The organism is Brevundimonas diminuta (assembly GCF_022654015.1).
Lineage (GTDB): Bacteria > Pseudomonadota > Alphaproteobacteria > Caulobacterales > Caulobacteraceae > Brevundimonas > Brevundimonas diminuta_C.
Genome location: NZ_CP073063.1, coordinates 2,645,398 through 2,664,819, shown reverse-complemented (window position 1 = coordinate 2,664,819; position 19,422 = coordinate 2,645,398). Strand labels below are relative to the sequence as shown.

The following is a 19,422-nucleotide window of genomic DNA, read 5'->3' as shown; positions in this document are numbered from 1 at the left end:
TTGCGAACAGGGTCGCCGGGACGCTTCAGCCCTCGTCATAGGATCAAAGCGACGCAGCCGATGGCCGGCTCGCATGTGGGTCATCCGTCCTTGGCGCCGAATTCGACGAATGCGGCGCGTATCGCCTGTTCCTCGTCATCGGTTTCTGCAGACACGACGACTTTGACACGCCCGGCGACCGGCACGTCCGACCGAGAGCCGACGCTGGGGCTGCCGCCTTCGACGTCTCCGCCCGAAGGCCTGTCTCCAACCGTGTTCACCTCGCCTTCAGGGGCGACCTGAATTGCTTCTCGTTCCATGCCATGGGTTTGGACGAGCCGTTCGACCACGAGCTCGGCGTCTCTACGTGTTGCAAATGTGGAGGCGACAAGGTTGGTCATGGTTGGGTCCTTTCAGCTAGTCCACTGAACGCGCTGCGTAGTTTATCGCTCCAAGGCTGACCGCTCTCCGCAGCACTCGCGCGATTGCATCGGATCATCTCAACCAAATGCGCTTGGTTCTGCTGGCTCCAAAGGCCGAACGCCTCCCATCTGCCTGAGACCATTTTCGCACACAGGAACGAATAACCGCGGCGTAGCTTTGCTCTACAGGCGTTACGCCATGGACCGATCCGAGGGGGATCGGGTTGTCGATCACGGCGGTACGGATGCGCATCGGCGTCATCGCACATCTCAAATATCCGATCGCAGAACCCTTCGCCGGCGGGCTGGAGATGCATACGCATCTGCTCTGTCGCCAACTGCGGCTGAAGGGCCATGACGTCACTCTTTTTGCCGCGACCCTCTCCGACCCCGAGTTAGGCCTGGAGGCGATCTGCGACCAGACGGAAATCGCCAAGGTCGGAACTGCGGAGGCGGGCGACGTCGCCTTCTTCCGAGAGCATCACGCCTATCTGTCATTGATGAGCCGGCTTCGTCGCAGTTCGTTCGACGTCATCCACAACAACAGCCTGCACTATCTGCCGGTGTCGATGGCCGAGACCTTGCCCATGCCGATGGTCACCACCCTCCACACGCCGCCGTTTTGCTGGCTGGAAAGCGGTATCCGCGAAGCGAGCGCGCCGTCCGCACGGTTCGTCGGCGTGTCGGAGGCGATGCGTGAACAATGGAGTCGGGTGCGGCCGATCGATCAGGTGATTCTGAACGGAATCGATCTGGAGCGCTTTCCGTGGCGTGCGCGTCACGACGACCCTAGGCATTTGATCTGGTATGGGCGGATCGTGCCCGAAAAGGGTCTGCATCTGGCGCTGGACGCGGCGACATTGGCGAGTATCGCCCTGCGGTTCGCGGGCCCGATCCTCGATCAAGCCTATTTCGATGCCGAGATCGCTCCGAGATTGACGCGCGAAACCACCTATCTTGGTCATCTCGACCACGAAACGCTGTCGAAGGAGATCGGGCAGGCGGCCGCCTTCGTCTGCACGCCGCGCTGGGACGAACCCTATGGACTGGTGGTGGCCGAAGCGCTGGCTTGCGGAACGCCAGTCGCCGCCTTCGCGCGGGGCGCCATTCCCGAGATTCTGACACCCGACTGCGGCGCCCTGGCGCGCCCGGACGATGTGCCGGATCTGGCGCGCGCAATCGCCCGGGCGGTCGGCCTGTCTCGGTCGGCCAGCCGCGCCCGCGCCGAGGCGGCCTGCGATGTGCGCCGGATGATCACCGCCTATGAAGAACTCTATGGCGAGATGATCCAAGCGGCTGCGGCGGGACAGATGCAGGCCAATGACGCGCTGGAAGATCGGCTGATCGCATGACGGGCGAACCTGCCTTCTGCGTTTGCGTGCCCGTGCGGAATGAGGAACGGCGTCTTCCTGTGCTTCTGGCCGCCCTGGCCGCGCAGGATCTTCCAGGCAGGATTTCGGTCGCGCTCTGCATCAATAACTCCACGGACGGTTCGCTCCCCCAGGCGCAGGCAGCGGCCGATCGGTGGAAGGATCGACTGGACATCGTCGTCGATTTGCAGACCTTCCCAGACCATCGCGCGCATGCCGGCGCGGCGCGGCGTGCGGCCATGTCCATCGGTCTCGAGCATCTCGGAGATCGATCCAATGGCGTTTTGATCTCAACGGACGCCGACACGCGACCGCCGCCGAACTGGCTGTCCGCCAATCTTGCAGCCATCGCGTCGGGAGCGGATTTGGTGGGTGGACGGCTGGTGCTCGATGAGGCGGAATCGATCTCATCGGATGTCGCGGTTCTGCGTCGACTATGGGACGCGTACTGGCATGAAGTTCGCGCGATCGAGGACGAGATCGACCCTTCGCCGCATGATCCGGCACCTCGGCATGGCGATCACACAGGAGCCAGCCTCGCCATCACCGCGGTGGCCTATCTGTCAGCCGGCGGCGTGCCGGAACAGCCGGCTGGCGAGGATCTGGCGCTTGTGATCGCCGCTCAAGCGCAGGGGGCCAGGCTTGTTCATCCTTTGGCGGTTTGGACCCGAGTGTCGGCACGCACCACGGGCCGCGCCGTCGGGGGGATGGCGGAGGATATGATCCGCTTGTTCGATCAAGCGCGGAACGGCGGTCCAATCATGGCGCCGGACTTTTCGCATTGGCGACAGCGGGCGAGTTGGCGTCGGGATCAGCGTCACGACGCGGCGAGCGCAAGACGTCTGCCGGCTTTGGAAACCCGGCTGCCCGCCATGCCGCTCGACATGGATTTGCGAAGTTGGGCCGACGGCATTGCGAGAGCCGCGGCGTGAGGGCTCCGATTGGATACTATGTCCATCACCAGGGCGACGGCCACCGCCAGCGCGCACTGGAAATCGCCGCCGCCGCGCCCGAGCGCTTTGTCCTGCTCGGAACGGGACTGAAGGGGCGAACAGGAGACATCGCCTGCGTGGATCTGGAGGATGACAGGCCCGATAAGGGAGACCGCTTCTCCGGCCAGGATGAAGCGCCTGTCCGGCCTCAGGCGCTGCATTACGCCCCCTATCACCATGCGGGTGTCCAGGCGCGGACCGCTCGGTTCGCCCAATGGATCAGCAACGCCAAGCCGGCCCTGATGGTGATCGATGTGTCGGTCGAGATGGCGATGCTGGCCCGGCTGTGTGCGACGCCTGTCGTCTATGTCCGCCTCGCGGGCGATCGATCGGATCCGGCGCATCTGGAAGCCTTCCGGGGCGCGGAAGCCTTGCTTGCGCCGTTTCATGAGCGGCTCGATGGAATGGGGGCCAGAGAGGTGCGCGACAAGACGCATTACTTCGCCCCCCGGCGCTATTCGGGACCGAAGCGTGGATCAGGCGTCCTGGTCGTTCATGGGCGAGGCGGCGAATCGCTGGATGGCGCTACGTTGGCGTTAGCTGCAGAGGCAACGCCCGATCGCTTGTGGACCGGTGTTGGGCCGATCGAACCTCCACCGGTCATGCCGCCGAACCTAAAGCTGGCGGGCTGGATCGACACCATCGGCGACGAGATCGAAATGGCCGAGATCATCGTCGGAGGCGCGGGAGACGGCCTGCTGAATGCGGTGGTTTCGGCCGACAAGCCCTTCGTCTGTCTCCCCGAGCCTCGCGCCTATAATGAGCAGATCGCGAAGGCCGAACGGTTGGCGGATTTGGGCTCCGCCGTCGTTCTTGCGCAGTGGCCGCACGCTCACGAATGGCCGGGCATCCTTCAGTCAGCACTCGCACTGTCGCCCGCTGATCGGCAGCAGATCAGCGGGCAGGGACTCGGCGCCGCCGGACCCTGGCTTGTCGATCTCGCATCAGAGCTTGAGGCACGCCGATGACAGCTCTGGCAACGCCGACCGCGTCATCGCCTCTGGAACTTGAGGTCAGGTTGGCGGCGCTGGGTGCGCGCTACGACGCCGCGCCGCGATATCCCGCCGAGAGTATGACGCTGCTCGCCTCGGAGGGTTGGGGTCAACGGTTCGCTCCGGTCCAAAGCGGCGGAACGGCCTATGACGATCCACTCCACAAGGCCTTGGCCTTGATGAACGCTCTACGCAGCGTGGGACGGTCGGATCTGAGCGTCGGCCGACTGTTCGAAGGACATGTCAACGCGTTGGCGCTGTTCGGCTGGTACGCGGACCCGGCCCAGAAGGCTTGGTTGGGGAAGGTTCTGGCGCAGGGCGGCTGGTTCGGCGTCTGGGCGACGGAACCGCCGCCCGGCGTTCGTCTGGTCGGCGATCGGCTGCAGGGGGCCAAGATGTTCGCGACCGGCGCGGGCGGATTGGAGTATGCAATCATCACCGCCCAGCCGGAACAGGGCGAACGCCAGTTGATCGTCGTGCCGGCGAACGAACCCGACAGGGCCGATCTAAGCGGATGGCGCGTCCGCGGCATGCGCGCGACGACCAGCGGGCGCTATGAGGTGACCGGGTTGACGGTCGATAACGATCAGCGGCTGGGACGTCCCGGAGACTATGATCGTGAACCGCGTTTCACGGCCGGGGCGTGGCGGTTCACGGCGGTGCAGTTGGGCGGCGTCGAAGGCCTGGTCATGGCGATGCGTGACGCGCTGTCCGACGCCGCGCGCGCCGATCCCATCCACCGCGCGCGCTTTGCCGATGCGGTCGTTGCGACGCGGACGGCCTGGCTCTGGGTCCGCGAAGCCGCGATCCGCGCGGCGTCCGAAGCGCCGGACGCCGGGGATTTCGCCCGCGCCACGCGCGGCGTCGTCGAACGCAGCGCCCTCGATGTCATGGAACTGGCGGCGCGGTCGGTCGGGACGCGCAGCGCCTTCGACGGCGAGCGCATCGACAAGATCACCCGTGATCTCAGCCTCTATCTTCGGCAGGCCGGACCCGACTATGCGAAGGACCATGCGGCCAAGACTTGGCTGGATCGCGATCTTTGGGGCGAGGGCGACGCCCTATGGTGAGCGAGAAAACCGGCCGGCTGGCGACCCTGGCGCTGGAGCGTTCGCCCTGGCGATCCGCGCGGTGGCTGGTCATCGCCCCGCATGCCGATGACGAGACGCTGGGCGCCGGAGCCTTGATCCATCAGGCGGCCGAGGCCAAGCGGTTGGCGGGCGTCGTGATCCTCACCGACGGTGCGGGTTCGCACGACCATCCGGATGTGGCGTCCCGTGCGAGGCTTATCCGGTCCCGACGCCTGGAGGCGGGACGCGCCGTTCGACGGTTGGCGGGGGCCGCAGCGGTGCCGCCCGTGTTTCTGGATTGGCCCGATGCTCAGCCCGCTTCTCCTGGCAACACGATGTTTGAGACGACCGCGCGTCGTCTGGCCGCCCTTTGCTGTGAGCGGCGCGTCGATGCGATCGCCGTTACTGGACCAGACGATCCCCATTGCGATCATCAGGCGGCGGCCCAGCTGGCGCGCCGCGCGGCCCGTATAGCACGCCGGCCGGTCTCCGTGTTCGATTATGTCGTGTGGGGGACGGCTCCGTCCAAGGCGAAACTGCGGATCACGACGCGACCTCTTAGGGCCGGCCTCAGAGCGTACGCCTTATCGAGCCATCAAAGTCAGTTGACGCCGATATTCGGCCAAGGCTTCCGGCTTGAGAAGGAGAGGGGGCTGCGGGCGGCCTCGGACACCCTGTATCGGCGCGACGCCTATGGCTGAACGCTCGCTTCCCGCCGCCTATTTCGAAAGCATCTTCGCCGGGGACGCCGATCCATGGGATCTGGCCACCAGCCCCTATGAGGCCGCCAAGTTCGATCGCACCATCGCCGCCCTGTCGACGCGGCGAGCGGCTTTTGCGCTCGAGGTCGGTTGTGCGGGCGGCGTCCTGACCGAGCAGCTGAGCGCAGTCTGCGATCATCTGTTGGCGATCGACGTCAGCCCGACTGCCCTGGAGCGAGCGCGCCAGCGTCTGTCGGGGCGGCCGAACGTCCGGTTCGAGGCCGCGGCCTTCCCCCGGGACTGTCCGGCTCTGGACGGGCTGGATCTCGTCGTCCTGTCCGAAGTGGCTTATTACTGGAGCCACGCCGATCTTGACCTTGCGACGCAACGCATCGCCGATGGCCTGGTCGAGGGCGGACGCGTCCTTCTGGTGCACTGGACGGGCGAGACCGACTATCCCCAGACCGCCGACGACGCCGTGGAACGCCTCTGGCTTGGATTGTCGGCTGTCATGAAAGTGGATCTCGCCGAGCGGCATCCGAACTATCGGCTAGATTTGTGGAGCCGCCGATGACCACCCTGTCCGCGCTCACGCTGGTTCGTAACCGGCAAGCCCATCTGGACCGATTGGTCGAGGGATTGTCCCTCAGCGCCACGCCGCCCGACGAACTGGTCGTCATCGACATGAGCGATGCACCGGTGACGCTGCCGCCACTGAGCTTTCCCGTTCGCATCGAACGTCTGGCGGGCGACGCCTTGCCTCTGGCCGCCGCCCGAAACCTGGCGGCCGCCTTGGCCTCAGGCGATAACCTGCTGTTTCTCGACGTGGACTGCATCGTGTCGTCGTCAGTTTGCGGCCGTATGCAGGCCCTGCTCGCCGAGTTTGACGCCGTCGTCTGTCCAGAGGTGTTCTATCTACCCGCCGGAGCCGTCCCGCCGGGCCCTCTGTCGGAAACCGATCTGAGAGCGGCCGGCCGGCCCCATCCCGTGCGCCCCTTTCCGCAGGAAGGCGAAAGCCTGGAGCGCAATCCCGGCCTGTTTTGGTCTCTGGCTTTTGCGCTACGTCGCTCGACCTTCCATCGCATCGGCGGGTTCGACGAGACCTATGTCGGCTACGGCGCCGAAGACACGGACCTGGGTTTTCGCATCGCGCGAGAGGGCCTGCCGCTCCTCTTCGCCGGCGGCGCACCGGTCTTCCACCAGCACCATGAGGGCTATGATCCGCCCCTGCAGCACTTCCGCGCCCTGATCGCCAACGCCAACCGCTTCCACGCAGCCTGGTCGATCTGGCCGATGGACGGTTGGCTGCGAGCGATGGCGGATCTCGGACTAGTCGATTTGTCGTCGGAGGGATTGACGATCCACCGCGACCCTACGCCGACCGAAATCGCCGCCGCGCGAAAAGATCCTGCAAATCCCTTTTAGGACTACCGTCTTTTAAAGCGCAGGCTCGCCGTACTTATGAAACTCAACTAGCCGACGCAGTTCGGTGTCCGACTTCTCTAGAGGAAAAGCGATCTTGTTCATGCGGCGGCCACGCAGTGGAGCCGTTATTGCGAAGGTGGCTAGGTCGTTGAGCTCGTGGCTTTGACCGAAACGTGCGCTTCAACGCCATCAGTCTTGCCGCTCAGACCCGGTACCTCATCCAGCTGCCGAAGGCTGGTGAAACGACCTCTTTCCTCACGATAGCGAACGATCTCAAACCCATGGCCGCGCAACATCTGAATTCCGTCTAACGTGTCGGCGCTGGCTGTGTTGAGGTCGATCATCTCTCGTCTTCGTTAGCTGTGCCGGCCGGCCGGTGTCCGAGGGCGAAGTCGATGGCTTCGATATCCACCTTCAACTTCACCAGATCACGGATGCGCTCGTGGTCGCCGGATGTCGCGGCGGCCACTGCGGTCGACCACACTTCGGTCGTCAGCTGCTCGCGGATGGCCAAAAGCCGGGCGGCGACAGCATCATTGTCCTCGATCACCGACACTATTTCAGGTCTGCGATCGCTTCGCCGGCCTCTTCTTCCTCGAGGAGAGCGGCATTGTCGGCGTTTGCGGACAGGCGCACCTGATTGCCCTCGACCTCGGCGACAAGGCCGCCAGAAAGGTAATGATGGTGATCGCTGTGCGATCCGCTGTCGGCCTTGGTGAGCTTGATGCGATCGCCTTCAACCTTATCGACGGTGCCGAGATGGACGCCGTCAGCGCCGATCACTTCCATATGCTCTTTGATGTTCGAGAGGTCGGTCATGGTAGGTCTCCGTTTACCTACGCCATCAACGAGGCACGACGCGTGGCGTTCCAGAGACCAAAGTGGCGTAGCGGGTGATGCGGCTGCAGCACGTGCGGCTGCGCTGGGCGCTGAGCATTGACGAGAGGCTCACCGATAAGACCGGCGGCTAGCCCGCACCATTTCCTCGACCCAGTTCATGAGCAGAGTGGCGTAAAGCCGCTGATGGGCGGGATCGCGCATCGCATGGGTCGCTTCGGCGATGATCCTGTGGCTGAACGAGTTCGCGTCCTTGAAGGCGGCCTGATACGAGGCGATGACTTCTGGTGGAATGCGATCGTCCTTGCCCGACTGTACGATGAGGACGTCGCCCTCGAACGCGGCGCAGGCCGAGAGCGCTTTGTCTTCCTGCGGCGTTCGCAGCTGTTGTCGATAGGCGCGCACCGCGTCCTTATCGAGCTTGGCCTTGGGGACCTCCCAGTGCTCGTCCGGATAGAGGGCCGGAACACGCAGCGCCAACCAACGCACGTCTCGGATGCTCGTCAACAGAGCCGACAAATAGCCTCCATAGCTAGTGCCGATCACGCCGATCGCACTGGGATCGATCAGCTGCTGGGACGCCAAATAGTCATAGGCCGCGGTGACGTCATCCAACCCGTTCTGCCGGGTGACCTCGTCTCGATTTGCATCGCTTTCGGCATGGCCTCGAAGGTCGAAGGTGAAACAGATGCACCCCAGTCGAGCGAGATCTTCAGCCAGGCCCAGGTCCTCTTCCTGATCTCCGCCCCAGCCGTGGACAAACAGAAAACCCGGCACGGGGGCTTCCGGCGTCAGAAGCGTGCCGGTCAACTTTTGTCCGTCGACAGACAGTCGCACCCGCCCTTCCTCGACGTCGTCAGGTTCAATCACGCCGTCCTCGTCACATATTTCGTCATCGGCCCGACCTTGGGGTCCTCACCCCGGAAATAGACGACATCCTCCAGTCCGACATCGGCGAGGCCGTACACTTCGACTGTGGCGGTTTCGACGGAGGTCAGCGCCGGCGAGGCGGCAAACGCCTCGAGGGCGGCGATCTCCGCGCCCGTCGCCCCGCCGACCCGCCACGACTGCTCCAGCACGCCTACACGCCTTCGCCCTCGCGCATCCTTGCCGGCGAGGACATCGTAGTTCCGGCGGGTCAGGACCAAGTCGGGATAGGCGCGCTGAGCGGCGTCGTCGAACACGGCGGCGCAACGCACCGCTTCAACCGCCTCGGGGGTCAAGCCGAGGTGGGTCAGTCGATCGAGATCGCCCCTGACGCACCTCAGTCTTGAACCGCCGTATACCTCGCGTCCCCTATGGTCCGTCGTTTCCCGTTGATCGCCAACGTAGCTGATGCGCAGTCCGCCGACCGACAGGGTTCCAACGCTGTAGGTTTCGACGCCGAGCAGGTTTTCTTCAAGGACGACGCCGAAGGCGGCGATCTGCGCCTCGTCTTGATCGGCGATGACAGCGACGAGCGCCCCGGGCGTTTCGACGACCGTCTGGCCCAGACCTGCCTTGGCCAGGACATCCTTGACGCGGACAGGCCCGGTCTTGAGAAGGCGTCGACCAGCTTCGATTGCGTCGTCTACAGAGAAGGCGGTGTAGCCTTCCAGAGCCGCATCCCCCAGACGTTCGGCCATGGTGTTGGACCAGCCGGCCGGGCAGGTCGCGGACCGATCGATCAGGCCGTGGGTGATCGCCTTGGTGGCGATGAAACGGTGTGGCACGCGGCCGCCCAACAGATTGCTTGAGGTGAAGACCGTGCGCGAGATCATGTCTTCACCGACCAAGGTGTCGCGAGGCACCAGCAAGACGTCGGGTCCGACGTCTTCCGCATCTTCAACGACATCAACGACCGGGAGGCGCAGAAGGCGCGCTAGGCGAGAAACAAGCATCTCTCTGGAGGCCTGATCATGCAGATTGCCTGGATTGTGTCCGTCTGGATCGAAAAGCGCGATGCCGGCGAGCGCGGCCGCATTGGTGAATGAAGGCATCGGGGCGACGCCCGATGGATTGACGATGGTCATGGCGGTCAGCGCTCCCTGCCAAGGGTCAACCCAAAGAGCGATCAACGGTTCAGCACGCCAACTTTTCTTTTTGCGCGATCCGGCGCGTCGTCATTGGGACGGCAGGCCGATGCCGCGACGTGGCACTATACCCGCGCGGCCTCGCCACTGAAGAGGTGCGTTTTCGCACATAGGAACGGTGACCCAGAGGGCGTCGTTGCCCACCCATGAGCGATCTGACAGCCAATATCGTGGGTACAGCGGCTGCGGTCTGCTCGATCACGAGCTTTGCGCCCCAAGCCCTCAAGATTTGGAAAGAGCGCGATGCGTCTTCGATCAGTCTCAAGACCTATTCGCTCACTGTCACCTGTTTCATCCTCTGGGTGGTCTATGGGGTCATCACCCGAGCCTGGCCGGTGACTGTGTCGAACAGTTTTGCCCTGGTCATGGCGGCCTGCGTCCTGATCATGAAGTGGCGATTTCGCAATGGCGATCCTGAAAAGCATTAGGTCGCATCGACTGGCTACCGCGTATCCTTCGCCTTGCTCGTGCTTATTAGACGTGGCCTAGTCAAACCGGTGTTGCTGAGGAGAGCCATGCAGACGTGCTAGTTGTCCGGTCAACAAGCGGCAGCCATGGACGCTCGGTCAGCAATTCCGAGACAGCGCGGACCGCTCGAGATTGACATTGACCCCGGTCGAAAGGCGTCACCCGAAGAGCCCATGCAGCCACCAGCTGAGATCGCCGGTCTGAGACTGTTCGCCATCGCCGCGTCGAAAGACCCAGAAGCGGTGACCAGCCTCGTCCTCCAGCTGGAAATAGTCGCGCACCGCATAGCGTTCGCCGTCGCGCCGCCACCATTCACCAAAGATCCGCTCAGGGCCGTCAGCGCGCCTGACGCGATGACGAACGCCGCGCCAGCTGAAGGCGACCGGCGGCTGGTCGGGCAGGAGCGCCACGGCCTCGATGGCTTCGGGTTGTGCGAGCAGCCTTGAGGGGCGCGGCCAGCGACGGGTCCAGGTTTCCGGCACCGGCGGCGCGGTCGGCGAGAGTTTGCGGATCGAGCGTTCGGGCACGTCGCTCTGCGCCGGGGCCAGTCGATACAGGTTCTGCGGGCCGAGACGATTGGCGAGCAGGTCGACGAGATCGCCGATGTCCGGCGTCGAGGGGCCGCCCAGATCACCGGCGCTCGGCGACCAGTCCAGCGGCAGGACGACCGGCGCCGCCAGGACCATGGCCTCCACGCCGAGGCCAGGATCGACGGTTTCGATTTTGTCGCAGAGCAGGCGTGTGAGCCGCGCGACATCGCGGACGGGGCGCGCAAGGCCGACACGGATGGCTTCAGTCCGGTTGTCGATCCGTTCAAACCGCAGGTCGAGCCGGGACGCGCCAAGCCCTTGAGCCTCGAGCGCCTCGCTCAGGGCTTCGACCAGTTTGAGCGTGTAGCGGGCCAGGGTCTCGGGCGCGCCGATCGGCTCGGCGAAGACCCGTCGGACCTGGATCAACTCCGGGGCGTCGATCGGGTTGATCGGCTCATGGGCGCGGCCGTGGGCCTGATCCAGGCGACGGATCAGCTCCGGTCCGAAGCGCAGGGCCAATGGGGCGCGAGGCTTGGCTTCCAGCTCGCCAATGGTGTCGATCCCCAGACGCCCCAAGCCATCGACCATGTCGGCGGGCAGGCGCAAGGCTCGCAAGGGCAGGTGACGGACGGCAGGCCCCCCGCGTGCGACGATGATCGTCGGTTCGGCGAGGTTGCGGGCCAAGGCATGCGCGGCGCCCCAGGTGTCAGCGAGGGCGGCTCGGGCGTCCAGACCAACAGCGGCGGTCTGGGCGATCAGATCCTCGAGCAGGCCCTCATCGCCGCCATAGCGGTGACCGGCCCCGGTGACGTCGAGCACCAGGCCGTCCGGCGGGTCGGCGGCGACGATCGGCGCATAGCGGCGCAGCGCCCAGAGGGCGAGCTGGTCCAGGGCGGCCGCATCCCCGGCGGGGTCGAAGGGATGAACGACGAGATCGGCGACCAGGGCCCGAGCCTGGGTCGCGGCCATGCCGGGATGCAGACGATGGGCGCGGGCGGTGGGGTCGGCGGCCAGCACCACGCGTTTGCGGCCCTGGCGCCCGACCAGGACCACCGGCGTGTCAGGCGACGGCGCGTCGGGTCCAAGCCGGCGTCGCAGCCGGTCGGTCGGCCAGGTGGGGAGGTAGAGCGAGACGACCCGTCTCATCGCAGGCTTCCAGTTCGAAATCCGCGCAGGCTCCGGCGCGGCAGCGGATCAGTTCGACAAACCAGCGCGGGCGGCCGACGCCGGGCACGGGCAGGGGGGCGGAGGGCAGGGCGGTGACCCGCCAGCGGGTGGCGGCGGCGGTGGGCTGGCCGAAGTCCGCCGCCTCGGCCTGACGACGCCATCGTCGCACGGCTAGACCAAGAGAGCCGGTGTCCTCGGCGACCAGCTGCAGCCGCCGGGACGCCGTCATGGACAGGCGGGCCACTTCGCCGACGACCGCGCCGAAGCCGCCGTGACGCAGGCCGTCCTCGAAGGCGGCCAGCAATCCGGCCTCGTCGCCGGCCTCCACATAGATGACTCGGTTCGAAGACAGCCCCGCCTGCTCCAGCGCCGGCGCGAACAGGTCCGGGCGGGTCACACACCAGAGCACCGGCCCGTGGGTGCGCGCTGCCACACCGGCCGCAAACAAGGCGGCAACGGCCCCGTGAATGGCCCCGTCGCCGCCGCCAGCCACCTCATGCAGCGCGCCGAGCGCCAAGCCGCCGGCGGGCAGCCGGCGATCTAGCGCGGCCAGGCCAAACGGCAGCACGCCGCCAGGCGGACGTCGACCCGCCTCAATGTGTGCGATCTCCGCGCGGAGCGCCTGGAAGGATGGGGAGGCGGCGGACATGTTCTCCTGAAACCGAATGCGAGCTGGATGTTCCGCATTTGTTCTTATTCGAGCGTGTGAGAGTCAAGGCGGATCGCAGCGGCGTTGTGGATCGCCCTGTGGGCGGCGCCATCCCGGTTCGCTGTGCGTTGTCCCGACGATGACGCAGCCCCTCCGATATCCCACGACCCCCGACGGCCGGTATTTCGTGGTGCGAGGCCGGCTGTGGCGGTGCTCCAATCCTGCTCTGTCGGCGGAGGCGAGGGACGAGTTGGTACATGATCTGATGTCGGCGCGCCGGGCGGTGCGGACGGCCCTGGCGGCTGAGGATGCGGACGCTTTGGCCGCGGCGCGGCGCAGCGTCGACAGGGCCAAGGTGGGACTGGGCGAGCGGGGCCCGGTGTGGTGGACCGACGGTTCGCAGGATCTCAATCGACACATGGCGCGAAACACTCCTTATGCAGACTGGTTCGCCAGTCTGGGCGAGACGCGCGAATGACAACAGCACTCGACCGTTTCGTCGTGGCTCAAGATCCTGTGTTCGAGACGGCGATGGCCGAGCTGGCGGCGGGTCGCAAGACAAGCCACTGGATGTGGTTCGTCTTCCCCCAGGCCCGGTCGCTGGGACGGTCTTCGACAGCCGCCTTCTATGGGATCGGATCGCTCGCGGAGGCGCACGCCTATCTGCTGCATCCCGTTTTAGGGGCGCGTCTCATCCGCGCCGCCCAGAGCGCGACCACGGCGCCGGCAACCTCATTGCATCAGCTGTTCGGATCGCCCGACGATCTCAAATTCCGATCATCGATGACGCTATTCGCCGCCGTGGCGGCCGATCCGAGCGTGTTCGACGCGGCGCTCGCACGCTGGGGCCTTTCGCCTGATCCGTTGACCGCAGAACTTGTGGCGAGCGCGATGAAGGGACCGGACCGTCTTTAGACAAACTATCGGAGGCTTTACGCGGTTCAGGAGTCGATAACTGACAGAGCGCCGTCGGGCAGCGGTCGCTGAAGCGCCTTGGCCGTTTCCCACGGTGCTGTCATCCAGGCCTCGATCTCGTCGGACTGCGTCAGGATCACCGGCATGGCCTTGGGGTGAACCGCGCCGACCTCGGCGTTAGGCTCGGTCGTCAGAAAGGCGAAGACATCGATCGTCTCCATGCCGGTCTTGATCCTGCGGACGCTCATGTGGGCTTGGAGGTGGATGCCGGCGAAGAAGGCGAGTGGCTTGGGTTCGTCTCCCGCAAGCTTGAACCAGACGGGTTGGTATTTTCCGGCCGCGTCACGGCCCGGTTCGCTGAAGGCTGTGAAAGGCACCAGGCATCGAGATGCCGGCGACAGATGTGGGCGCCAATGGCCGGAACTGGTGTTGCGGACGTTGGTCGTGCCGCTGTCGGGTTCGAACTCGAGAATCTTCTGAAAATCGACCTCGCCGCCTTTTGCGCGCAGCTTGTCGGCGCGCTTCGTTGCATTGTCAAAGATCATCTTCTGGGATGACGGCATGCCCCAGCGCGCCGAAGCCAGAATGCGCTCTGCGCCCTCCCAGCGCACGATCGGCGCGGGATAGTCGGGATAGACGTCGCCTGGCGCGAGGTTTCCGACGGTCGACCGCATGGCATTAGCCGCGTCCAGTATGGCCTGGGGGCCGGAGCGCTGGCGGTACAGGTTGCACATCAGGCTTTGGCCTTTTTCAGAGCCGCAGCCAGGGATTTGCGCTCCGCCTCATAGGTCACCTCTGCCTCTTGGCGCGCCTGATTCAGCGTGGCCTGTTGTTCTTCGAAATCAGTCCTTACCGCCTGATGGCGTTCATCCAGATCGGCCAGCGCCGCCTGCAGCTTTTCAATTTTGGCGGCCTTCGCCTTGGATGGTCCCCGAGGTTTGGCGGGTTTCGCCTTGCCGATCTTGCCGACATCGATCGCAAGCCCGCGCTCGACGACCTCGCCAGGAGAGGCCAGGGCGGCCTCGTAATCCGGTCCGCCGGAAAGCTGGCTGGCCAGGCCCGTAGCGAAAAGATCCTGCTTGGAGCCCCAGGCTTCCAAAGCCTTGGGTCGCGAGCTTGTGGCGACGGTGAAGGCATGGAAGCCGTCGGACCAAGTGAAGACCTTCAGCTTGGCCGCCATGTCAGTCGATCAGTCCGCGACGCTGCATGTCCATGATGATGGGATCAGTCAGCGAAGCGATGACCTCCATGTCAAAGGCGTCCTCCGCTTCCGTCTCATCGGCAAATGAGCGTGGTTGGTTCTGGCGTAGGGTTGAAAGCCGCCAGGACGACTGGACTATCTGCTGCCGAGCCGAATGCTCGATGCGTTGAAGGCGAACGCCAGCGCGCGATCTGATGAGGGTCTTGCGTGTCGCCATCAGTCGGTCCTCCCAGCCGAAACCTGACACGCAGGCCGACGAATGTGGAGTCGCGAACGCGCAAAGACCGCGTTCGAGCGCCATCGCCAACAAGGTCAGGCGTGAGCGCTCCAGCTACGCCTGGCCTTGACTCGTTGGGGACTTTGAGAAAGGCCGGTTTGCGGCAAGGGCCTACCCGATCGCAGCGGGCCGAGGACTAGCACCCATCTGATCGATGCCGGCAGATCAGGAGGTCTGTCTCGCATCAGCAACTTGTCGCTGTTCCTCTTTGAGTGACGCAAATGCTGAAGCACTCTCAACTAGCCCGTCGAATTAGACCGCTTCGCTCGTGCTTAAGGAGTGCTAGACAGGGAGCATGTTGAAAGTTCGCGCGCTTCCGACGCCCTGTGCCGACCGGCCCACCAGTTCGGTCTGCTCAGGCTGTGGCGCGCGCGCGTTCAGCGTCTGCGACGCGTTGTCGGAGGTCGATCTTGGGCGATTGGATTCAATCGCAGAACGCGTGACGCTGGCGGGCGGCGACGTCCTGGCCAATGAGGCCGAACCGGTCGTGAACGTTTTCAACATCACATCGGGCGCGGTCCGGATTTACAAGCTGCTGAACGATGGTCGCCGCCAGATCACCGGTTTCCTGTTCGCCGGGGATTTCATTGGACTGACGGCGGGGACGACCTACGCCTTCTCTGCTGAGGCGATTGAGGACACGACCGTCTGTCGCTTCCGGGCCTCGGAATATCGCGCCCTGGCGCGAGAGCGGCCCAGTCTGGAAGCGGCCCTGCTGAGCCGGGCGATGTATGAGCTGACGGTGGCGCAGGATCAAATGCTGCTGCTTGGTCGCAAGACCGCGCGTGAACGCGTGGCCAGCTTTCTGGTGACCATGCTTTCGCGCGATCCCTTACGCCCCGCTGGCGACAACGCCGTGCGACTGCCGATGACCCGATCCGAGATCGCGGACTATCTCGGACTGACGATCGAGACCGTCAGTCGCGAGCTGACCAAGTTGAAGACCAGCGGCGTCATCCATGCCGTCTCTCTGCACGACTTGCGGATCGAGCGCCCTGACCGCCTGAAAGACATGGCGAACGGCGCATCCTAGGCGGCCAAATCATCCGGAAGGCAGGTCAGACGAAGATGTCCGTCGCTGCCCAGCCCTTCGACCCGGATGGAGCGGTCGCAGAGCGCCATCGGCGACGCCCGGTGGCTGACCAAGATCAGGCCTTGCCCCCGCGCGACCAGGCGGTTCTGAAGGCGGCCCAGGATTTCGGCCTCCGTCGCGGCGTCCAGGCCTTCCGTCGGTTCGTCAAGCACCAGCCAGGGTGCATCGCGCAGATAGGCGCGCGCCAGGCCGAGACGCCGTCGTTCTCCGCCGGATAGCCGCTCTCCGTTCGGTCCGACGGGGGCGTCCAGACCCAGCGGTTCGGCGCGGAGCCGTTCGCCCAGCGCGGCGTCGTCCAGCGCCGCCCAGAGGGCCGCATCGTCGGCAGGTCCTGCAAGCAACAGGTTCTGGCGCACGGATCCGTTCAGCAGACGGACATCCTGCGCCGCATAGGCGAACAGCCGGCGCCGATCCTGCGGTGCGATGTCGAGGGCGTCTATTCCGCCGAGCCGCATCTCGCCGGCCTGGGGCGTCCGCAGCCCGATCAGGCGTTCGATCAGCGTCGTCTTGCCCGCGCCGGAGGGACCGAAGACGCCGAGGCGGCAGGGCGGCGTCAGCTCGGAACCGACGCCTGAGAGGTCAGGCGTCATGCCGCTGGCCGATTGGCCGTCACGGGCGGGCGCCGTGGGCATGGCGGCGTCCAGGCGAGACAGGGCCTGGGCGGCGGCGCCGTTCTGGTGCAGGGCCACGACCAGCCCGCCGACGGATTCGACGCCCATCACCGCCGCCAGGGCTGCGAGCGCGATCAGCGGCAGGTCGGCGGAAGATGCGGCGGGAATGACGACGCCGACCGCGAGGGCGCTGGCCGCCGCCTGCCACACGGCCATCCAGCCGCCCGAGCGGGTCAGGGCGATCTGCGCGGTGTCGTGATCGGCGGCGACCTGCGCGACCTGCGCGCACGCCCAGTCATCCAGACCGTAGGCCTTGAGCTCCGGCGAGGCGGCCTCCAGCGCGGCGAAGCGATCCTTCAGCGCGCCGGCGCCAGTCTGCACCGCTCGGCCGGCAGGATCGGCGAGGCGGCGAGCGATCAGAACGCCGCCACCGACGGCTGCGACCATGGCGCCGAGCAGGGCCGCGCCGGCGAAAGGGGAGGCGAGGCTGGCCAGCAGAATGGCGGACACGGCGCCGGCGCCCAGGCTCCAGGGCGCCGAGCGGCGCACGAAGAGGGTCTGAACCGCATCCACGTCCTGAACCAAGCGGGCGGAGACCTCGCCGGACGAAAGGTTCAAGGCGCGCTCGGCCGGGCCTGTGGCGATGGCGTCGAACACCTGCGGGCGCAGGCGGGCGAGCGCCTTCAAGGCGGCCTCGTGGCCCGCGACGCGCTCGACATAGCGCCCGCCAGTGCGAAGGATGGCCAGCAGGCGGATAATGGCGCTGGGCATCATATAGTTGAAGCTCTGGGCGGCCGCCGCGCCCGCCAGGCCCGCAAAGGCCCCGCCCGTGATGAACCAGCCCGATAGCCCCAATAGGCAGACGGCCGCCACCGAGACGACAGCGCCCGCCGCCTCCGCGAGCCGCAGGCGGGCGCGCTGGGCCTGAGTTTGCGCGGCGATCAGGCCGGTGATGCGCGACGGGACGCTCATAGCGTCACCACGCGATCGGCCAGCGCGGCGACGGCTGGGGCGTGGGTGGCGATCAGGGTGGTGCGCCCTCGCGCGGCCTGACGGATGACGTCGAGCATGGCGCGTTCGGAGACCGGGTCCAGATTGGCGGTCGGTTCGTCCAGCACCAAAAGCGGCGCCCGCTTCAAGATGGCGCGGGCCAGGCCCAGTCGACGGCGCTCGCCGCCCGACAGTCCGCCGCCGCGCTCGTCGATGAGGCGATCCAGATCGCCGGACAGGCCCGCCGTGCGCGCCGCCAGGGCGATGCGACCGGGGCAGGCCGTGCGATCCGCGAGGGCGATGTTCTCGGCCAGGGTTCCAGGCGTCACGATCGGGTGTTGGCTGGCCCAGGCGACGCGTCCGGCGATGTCGCCGCATTGGCTGAGCCGCGCGCCGCCCACCTCGACCTCACCTCGCGTCAGGGGCGCGAGGCCGAGCAGGAGATGCAGAAGACTGGACTTGCCCGCGCCGCTGGCACCCGTCACCGCCACGATCTGACCCGCCGAAATGTCGAGGTCAAACCCATCGATGATCGGCGCCGAGCCTTCATAGGCGATGGCGACGTTGCGGAAATGGATGGCGGGCGCAAGGTCGCCGAGAGGGGCGTGCTGGGCCGGGCGCCGGTCTGGCGTGATCAGGGATGGCGCTGCGGCCTCAGCGGCCTGGCGATCATGATAGGCGGCCGCCAGACGGCGCAGCGGCGCATAGACTTCGGGCGCCAGGGCTAGAACGAAGAAGGCGCGCGACAGGTCCATGGTCTCGGGAACCGGGAAGGGCAGCAGCCGCAACAGGTTGAAGCCGCAATAGACGGCGATCAGCGCGACCGACAGGGCCGAGAAGAACTCCAGCACGCCCGACGACAGGAAAGCGATGCGCATGACGCGGGCGGTGCGGCGCTCCAGCTCGTCCGAGACCTGGGCGATCTGGACGGTGGTGCGGCCCACGGCGTCGAAGGCGAGAATGGCGGGCAGGGTGCGGATACGGTCGATGAACAGGCCGGACAGCCGCTCAAGCGCCTGAAACTGACGACGGCTTTCGCCCGCCGCAGCCGTGCCCGCCAGGGCCATGCCGACGATGAAGGGGAAGAGGGTGAACAGCAGGATGCCCGCCGACACCGGGCTGGCGATCGCGGCGGCGGCTATGACCAGCAGCGGCGAAACGCCTGCGGCGAGGCGCAAAGGTGCAAATCGCGAATAGTAGCCGTCCAGCGCGCCGACCCCTTCGACCAAGGCCGTCATCTGCACGCTGGATCGCCGTCCTCGCCCGAACAGGTCTGACAGCAGGCGGCCTCGGACGTCGGTCTTTACCGCCCGACCCAGCTTCGCGCCGACGATCACGGCGGCCTGGCCGATCAGGCCGCGCGCGATCAGACTGAACACAGCCAGGGCCAGCCACGACGCGGCGGCGGCCGGAGATACGGTCAGGCTTGAGATCGTCAAAGCCAGCCCCGCCGCGAAGCCGATCGCAGGCGCGACGTCTGCAATGGTCAGGACGCCGGTCAGCAGAGCCAGTCGCCTCCATGGACGACCGATCTGATTTAGCCAGGCGGCCGCAGAGACAGGGACGATTGGCACGGCGCTCATCAGCGGACTCCAGCGCTCGGCGCAGGCCGCGCGCCACTGAGCGAAACGTCGTTGGACGAAATGTCCAAGGACCAAGCG

General features: G+C 66.0%; 24 protein-coding genes. 11 read left to right on the top strand and 13 right to left on the bottom strand.

Annotated features, from left to right (window positions below; genetic code table 11):
* Positions 1 to 80: 80 nt before the first annotated feature.
* Positions 81 to 380 carry a hypothetical protein gene (locus KAK88_RS13300; protein WP_242076980.1) on the bottom strand — a complete coding sequence of 100 codons (300 nt, stop codon included), beginning with the start codon at positions 378 to 380 and terminating at the stop codon, positions 81 to 83.
* Positions 381 to 625: 245 nt separating this feature from the next.
* Here KAK88_RS13300 and KAK88_RS13295 point away from each other — a divergent pair, with 245 nt between their 5' ends.
* Genes KAK88_RS13295 through KAK88_RS13265 form a run of 7 tightly spaced genes read left to right on the top strand, consistent with a single transcriptional unit; the run spans position 626 to position 6,951 of the window.
* Entirely contained in the window at positions 626 to 1,753 is a 1,128-nt protein-coding gene (locus KAK88_RS13295; protein WP_242076979.1) for a glycosyltransferase, read from the top strand.
* A gap of 59 nt (positions 1,754 to 1,812) precedes the next feature.
* Positions 1,813 to 2,703 carry a glycosyltransferase family 2 protein gene (locus tag KAK88_RS13290; RefSeq protein ID WP_242076978.1) on the top strand — a complete coding sequence of 297 codons (891 nt, stop codon included), beginning with the start codon at positions 1,813 to 1,815 and terminating at the stop codon, positions 2,701 to 2,703.
* Complete coding sequence (locus tag KAK88_RS13285) at positions 2,700 to 3,731, top strand: glycosyltransferase (RefSeq protein ID WP_242076977.1); 1,032 nt, start codon at positions 2,700 to 2,702, stop codon at positions 3,729 to 3,731. The genes KAK88_RS13290 and KAK88_RS13285 overlap by 4 nt, the downstream gene beginning before the upstream one ends.
* Positions 3,728 to 4,825 (top strand): acyl-CoA dehydrogenase family protein, encoded by a 1,098-nt coding sequence (locus tag KAK88_RS13280; RefSeq protein WP_242076976.1) that lies wholly within the window; start codon positions 3,728 to 3,730, stop codon positions 4,823 to 4,825. Before KAK88_RS13285 ends, KAK88_RS13280 begins: the two co-directional genes overlap by 4 nt.
* A complete protein-coding gene (locus KAK88_RS13275; RefSeq protein WP_242076975.1) occupies positions 4,819 to 5,526 on the top strand; it encodes a PIG-L deacetylase family protein in 708 nt (235 codons plus the stop codon). Before KAK88_RS13280 ends, KAK88_RS13275 begins: the two co-directional genes overlap by 7 nt.
* Positions 5,519 to 6,100 carry a class I SAM-dependent DNA methyltransferase gene (locus KAK88_RS13270; RefSeq protein ID WP_242076974.1) on the top strand — a complete coding sequence of 194 codons (582 nt, stop codon included), beginning with the start codon at positions 5,519 to 5,521 and terminating at the stop codon, positions 6,098 to 6,100. The genes KAK88_RS13275 and KAK88_RS13270 overlap by 8 nt, the downstream gene beginning before the upstream one ends.
* Positions 6,097 to 6,951, top strand: a complete 855-nt coding sequence (locus KAK88_RS13265; RefSeq protein WP_242076973.1) for a glycosyltransferase family 2 protein — start codon at positions 6,097 to 6,099, stop codon at positions 6,949 to 6,951. Before KAK88_RS13270 ends, KAK88_RS13265 begins: the two co-directional genes overlap by 4 nt.
* A 140-nt stretch (positions 6,952 to 7,091) precedes the next feature.
* On the opposite strand, the gene KAK88_RS13260 is transcribed toward KAK88_RS13265, so the two are convergent.
* From KAK88_RS13260 to KAK88_RS13240, 5 genes are all read right to left on the bottom strand, one after another.
* Positions 7,092 to 7,295: a helix-hairpin-helix domain-containing protein gene (locus KAK88_RS13260; RefSeq protein WP_242076972.1), complete on the bottom strand. Its 204-nt coding sequence runs from the start codon at positions 7,293 to 7,295 to the stop codon at positions 7,092 to 7,094.
* Complete coding sequence (locus KAK88_RS13255) at positions 7,292 to 7,501, bottom strand: hypothetical protein (protein WP_242076971.1); 210 nt, start codon at positions 7,499 to 7,501, stop codon at positions 7,292 to 7,294. Before KAK88_RS13255 ends, KAK88_RS13260 begins: the two co-directional genes overlap by 4 nt.
* 5 nt (positions 7,502 to 7,506) lie before the next feature.
* Positions 7,507 to 7,770, bottom strand: a complete 264-nt coding sequence (locus tag KAK88_RS13250) for a DUF2171 domain-containing protein (protein WP_091752197.1) — start codon at positions 7,768 to 7,770, stop codon at positions 7,507 to 7,509.
* A 129-nt stretch (positions 7,771 to 7,899) separates the two neighbouring features.
* Positions 7,900 to 8,658: an alpha/beta hydrolase family protein gene (locus KAK88_RS13245; RefSeq protein ID WP_242076970.1), complete on the bottom strand. Its 759-nt coding sequence runs from the start codon at positions 8,656 to 8,658 to the stop codon at positions 7,900 to 7,902.
* Positions 8,655 to 9,800, bottom strand: a complete 1,146-nt coding sequence (locus KAK88_RS13240; RefSeq protein ID WP_242076969.1) for a DUF3182 family protein — start codon at positions 9,798 to 9,800, stop codon at positions 8,655 to 8,657. The genes KAK88_RS13245 and KAK88_RS13240 overlap by 4 nt, the downstream gene beginning before the upstream one ends.
* Before the next feature lie 206 nt (positions 9,801 to 10,006).
* Here KAK88_RS13240 and KAK88_RS13235 point away from each other — a divergent pair, with 206 nt between their 5' ends.
* A complete protein-coding gene (locus tag KAK88_RS13235) occupies positions 10,007 to 10,288 on the top strand; it encodes a SemiSWEET family sugar transporter (RefSeq protein ID WP_242076968.1) in 282 nt (93 codons plus the stop codon).
* Between the two features lie 198 nt (positions 10,289 to 10,486).
* Here the strand turns inward: KAK88_RS13235 and KAK88_RS13230 are convergent, their stop codons facing one another.
* Together KAK88_RS13230 and KAK88_RS13225 are read right to left on the bottom strand one after the other, a co-directional pair.
* Positions 10,487 to 12,004, bottom strand: a complete 1,518-nt coding sequence (locus tag KAK88_RS13230) for a DNA polymerase Y family protein (protein ID WP_242076967.1) — start codon at positions 12,002 to 12,004, stop codon at positions 10,487 to 10,489.
* Positions 11,919 to 12,674 carry an ImuA family protein gene (locus KAK88_RS13225; protein ID WP_242076966.1) on the bottom strand — a complete coding sequence of 252 codons (756 nt, stop codon included), beginning with the start codon at positions 12,672 to 12,674 and terminating at the stop codon, positions 11,919 to 11,921. Before KAK88_RS13225 ends, KAK88_RS13230 begins: the two co-directional genes overlap by 86 nt.
* 139 nt (positions 12,675 to 12,813) lie before the next feature.
* On the opposite strand from KAK88_RS13225, the gene KAK88_RS13220 reads away from it, so the two are divergent.
* On the top strand, positions 12,814 to 13,152 hold the full coding sequence (locus tag KAK88_RS13220) for a hypothetical protein (protein ID WP_242076965.1): 339 nt from the start codon (positions 12,814 to 12,816) through the stop codon (positions 13,150 to 13,152).
* Positions 13,149 to 13,589, top strand: a complete 441-nt coding sequence (locus KAK88_RS13215; RefSeq protein ID WP_242076964.1) for a DUF1810 domain-containing protein — start codon at positions 13,149 to 13,151, stop codon at positions 13,587 to 13,589. The genes KAK88_RS13220 and KAK88_RS13215 overlap by 4 nt, the downstream gene beginning before the upstream one ends.
* 26 nt (positions 13,590 to 13,615) lie before the next feature.
* On the opposite strand, the gene KAK88_RS13210 is transcribed toward KAK88_RS13215, so the two are convergent.
* From KAK88_RS13210 to KAK88_RS13200, 3 genes are read right to left on the bottom strand one after another with little or no spacing between them, the layout of a single operon-like run.
* Positions 13,616 to 14,323, bottom strand: coding sequence for an SOS response-associated peptidase (locus tag KAK88_RS13210; protein WP_242076963.1), 708 nt, complete (start codon positions 14,321 to 14,323; stop codon positions 13,616 to 13,618).
* A complete protein-coding gene (locus KAK88_RS13205; RefSeq protein WP_242076962.1) occupies positions 14,323 to 14,769 on the bottom strand; it encodes a hypothetical protein in 447 nt (148 codons plus the stop codon). The genes KAK88_RS13210 and KAK88_RS13205 overlap by 1 nt, the downstream gene beginning before the upstream one ends.
* A gap of 1 nt (position 14,770) precedes the next feature.
* Entirely contained in the window at positions 14,771 to 15,007 is a 237-nt protein-coding gene (locus tag KAK88_RS13200; protein WP_242076961.1) for a hypothetical protein, read from the bottom strand.
* Positions 15,008 to 15,485: 478 nt separating this feature from the next.
* Between KAK88_RS13200 and KAK88_RS13195 the strand changes: the two genes are divergently transcribed.
* Positions 15,486 to 16,100 carry a helix-turn-helix domain-containing protein gene (locus KAK88_RS13195; protein ID WP_242076960.1) on the top strand — a complete coding sequence of 205 codons (615 nt, stop codon included), beginning with the start codon at positions 15,486 to 15,488 and terminating at the stop codon, positions 16,098 to 16,100.
* Here the strand turns inward: KAK88_RS13195 and KAK88_RS13190 are convergent.
* Together KAK88_RS13190 and cydD are read right to left on the bottom strand one after the other, a co-directional pair.
* The gene (locus KAK88_RS13190; RefSeq protein WP_242076959.1) at positions 16,097 to 17,743 is read right to left on the bottom strand and encodes an amino acid ABC transporter ATP-binding/permease protein; all 1,647 of its coding nucleotides are present in this window, start codon (positions 17,741 to 17,743) and stop codon (positions 16,097 to 16,099) included. The genes KAK88_RS13195 and KAK88_RS13190 overlap by 4 nt on opposite strands.
* A complete protein-coding gene (gene cydD / locus KAK88_RS13185) occupies positions 17,740 to 19,344 on the bottom strand; it encodes a thiol reductant ABC exporter subunit CydD (protein WP_242076958.1) in 1,605 nt (534 codons plus the stop codon). Before cydD ends, KAK88_RS13190 begins: the two co-directional genes overlap by 4 nt.
* Positions 19,345 to 19,422: the final 78 nt, after the last annotated feature.

Excerpts from the sequence above, each read along its gene's own strand:
- KAK88_RS13240 (WP_242076969.1), bottom strand. The coding sequence starts at position 9,800 with ATGACCATCGTCAATCCATCGGGCGTCGCCCCGATGCCTTCATTCACC.
- KAK88_RS13250 (WP_091752197.1), bottom strand. The coding sequence starts at position 7,770 with ATGACCGACCTCTCGAACATCAAAGAGCATATGGAAGTGATCGGCGCT.
- KAK88_RS13225 (WP_242076966.1), bottom strand. The coding sequence starts at position 12,674 with ATGTCCGCCGCCTCCCCATCCTTCCAGGCGCTCCGCGCGGAGATCGCA.
- KAK88_RS13220 (WP_242076965.1), top strand. The coding sequence starts at position 12,814 with ATGACGCAGCCCCTCCGATATCCCACGACCCCCGACGGCCGGTATTTC.
- KAK88_RS13230 (WP_242076967.1), bottom strand. The coding sequence starts at position 12,004 with ATGAGACGGGTCGTCTCGCTCTACCTCCCCACCTGGCCGACCGACCGG.
- KAK88_RS13205 (WP_242076962.1), bottom strand. The coding sequence starts at position 14,769 with ATGGCGGCCAAGCTGAAGGTCTTCACTTGGTCCGACGGCTTCCATGCC.
- KAK88_RS13235 (WP_242076968.1), top strand. The coding sequence starts at position 10,007 with ATGAGCGATCTGACAGCCAATATCGTGGGTACAGCGGCTGCGGTCTGC.
- KAK88_RS13200 (WP_242076961.1), bottom strand. The coding sequence starts at position 15,007 with ATGGCGACACGCAAGACCCTCATCAGATCGCGCGCTGGCGTTCGCCTT.
- KAK88_RS13300 (WP_242076980.1), bottom strand. The coding sequence starts at position 380 with ATGACCAACCTTGTCGCCTCCACATTTGCAACACGTAGAGACGCCGAG.
- cydD (WP_242076958.1), bottom strand. The coding sequence starts at position 19,344 with ATGAGCGCCGTGCCAATCGTCCCTGTCTCTGCGGCCGCCTGGCTAAAT.
- KAK88_RS13270 (WP_242076974.1), top strand. The coding sequence starts at position 5,519 with ATGGCTGAACGCTCGCTTCCCGCCGCCTATTTCGAAAGCATCTTCGCC.
- KAK88_RS13265 (WP_242076973.1), top strand. The coding sequence starts at position 6,097 with ATGACCACCCTGTCCGCGCTCACGCTGGTTCGTAACCGGCAAGCCCAT.
- KAK88_RS13280 (WP_242076976.1), top strand. The coding sequence starts at position 3,728 with ATGACAGCTCTGGCAACGCCGACCGCGTCATCGCCTCTGGAACTTGAG.
- KAK88_RS13215 (WP_242076964.1), top strand. The coding sequence starts at position 13,149 with ATGACAACAGCACTCGACCGTTTCGTCGTGGCTCAAGATCCTGTGTTC.
- KAK88_RS13275 (WP_242076975.1), top strand. The coding sequence starts at position 4,819 with ATGGTGAGCGAGAAAACCGGCCGGCTGGCGACCCTGGCGCTGGAGCGT.
- KAK88_RS13210 (WP_242076963.1), bottom strand. The coding sequence starts at position 14,323 with ATGTGCAACCTGTACCGCCAGCGCTCCGGCCCCCAGGCCATACTGGAC.
- KAK88_RS13260 (WP_242076972.1), bottom strand. The coding sequence starts at position 7,295 with ATGATCGACCTCAACACAGCCAGCGCCGACACGTTAGACGGAATTCAG.
- KAK88_RS13190 (WP_242076959.1), bottom strand. The coding sequence starts at position 17,743 with ATGAGCGTCCCGTCGCGCATCACCGGCCTGATCGCCGCGCAAACTCAG.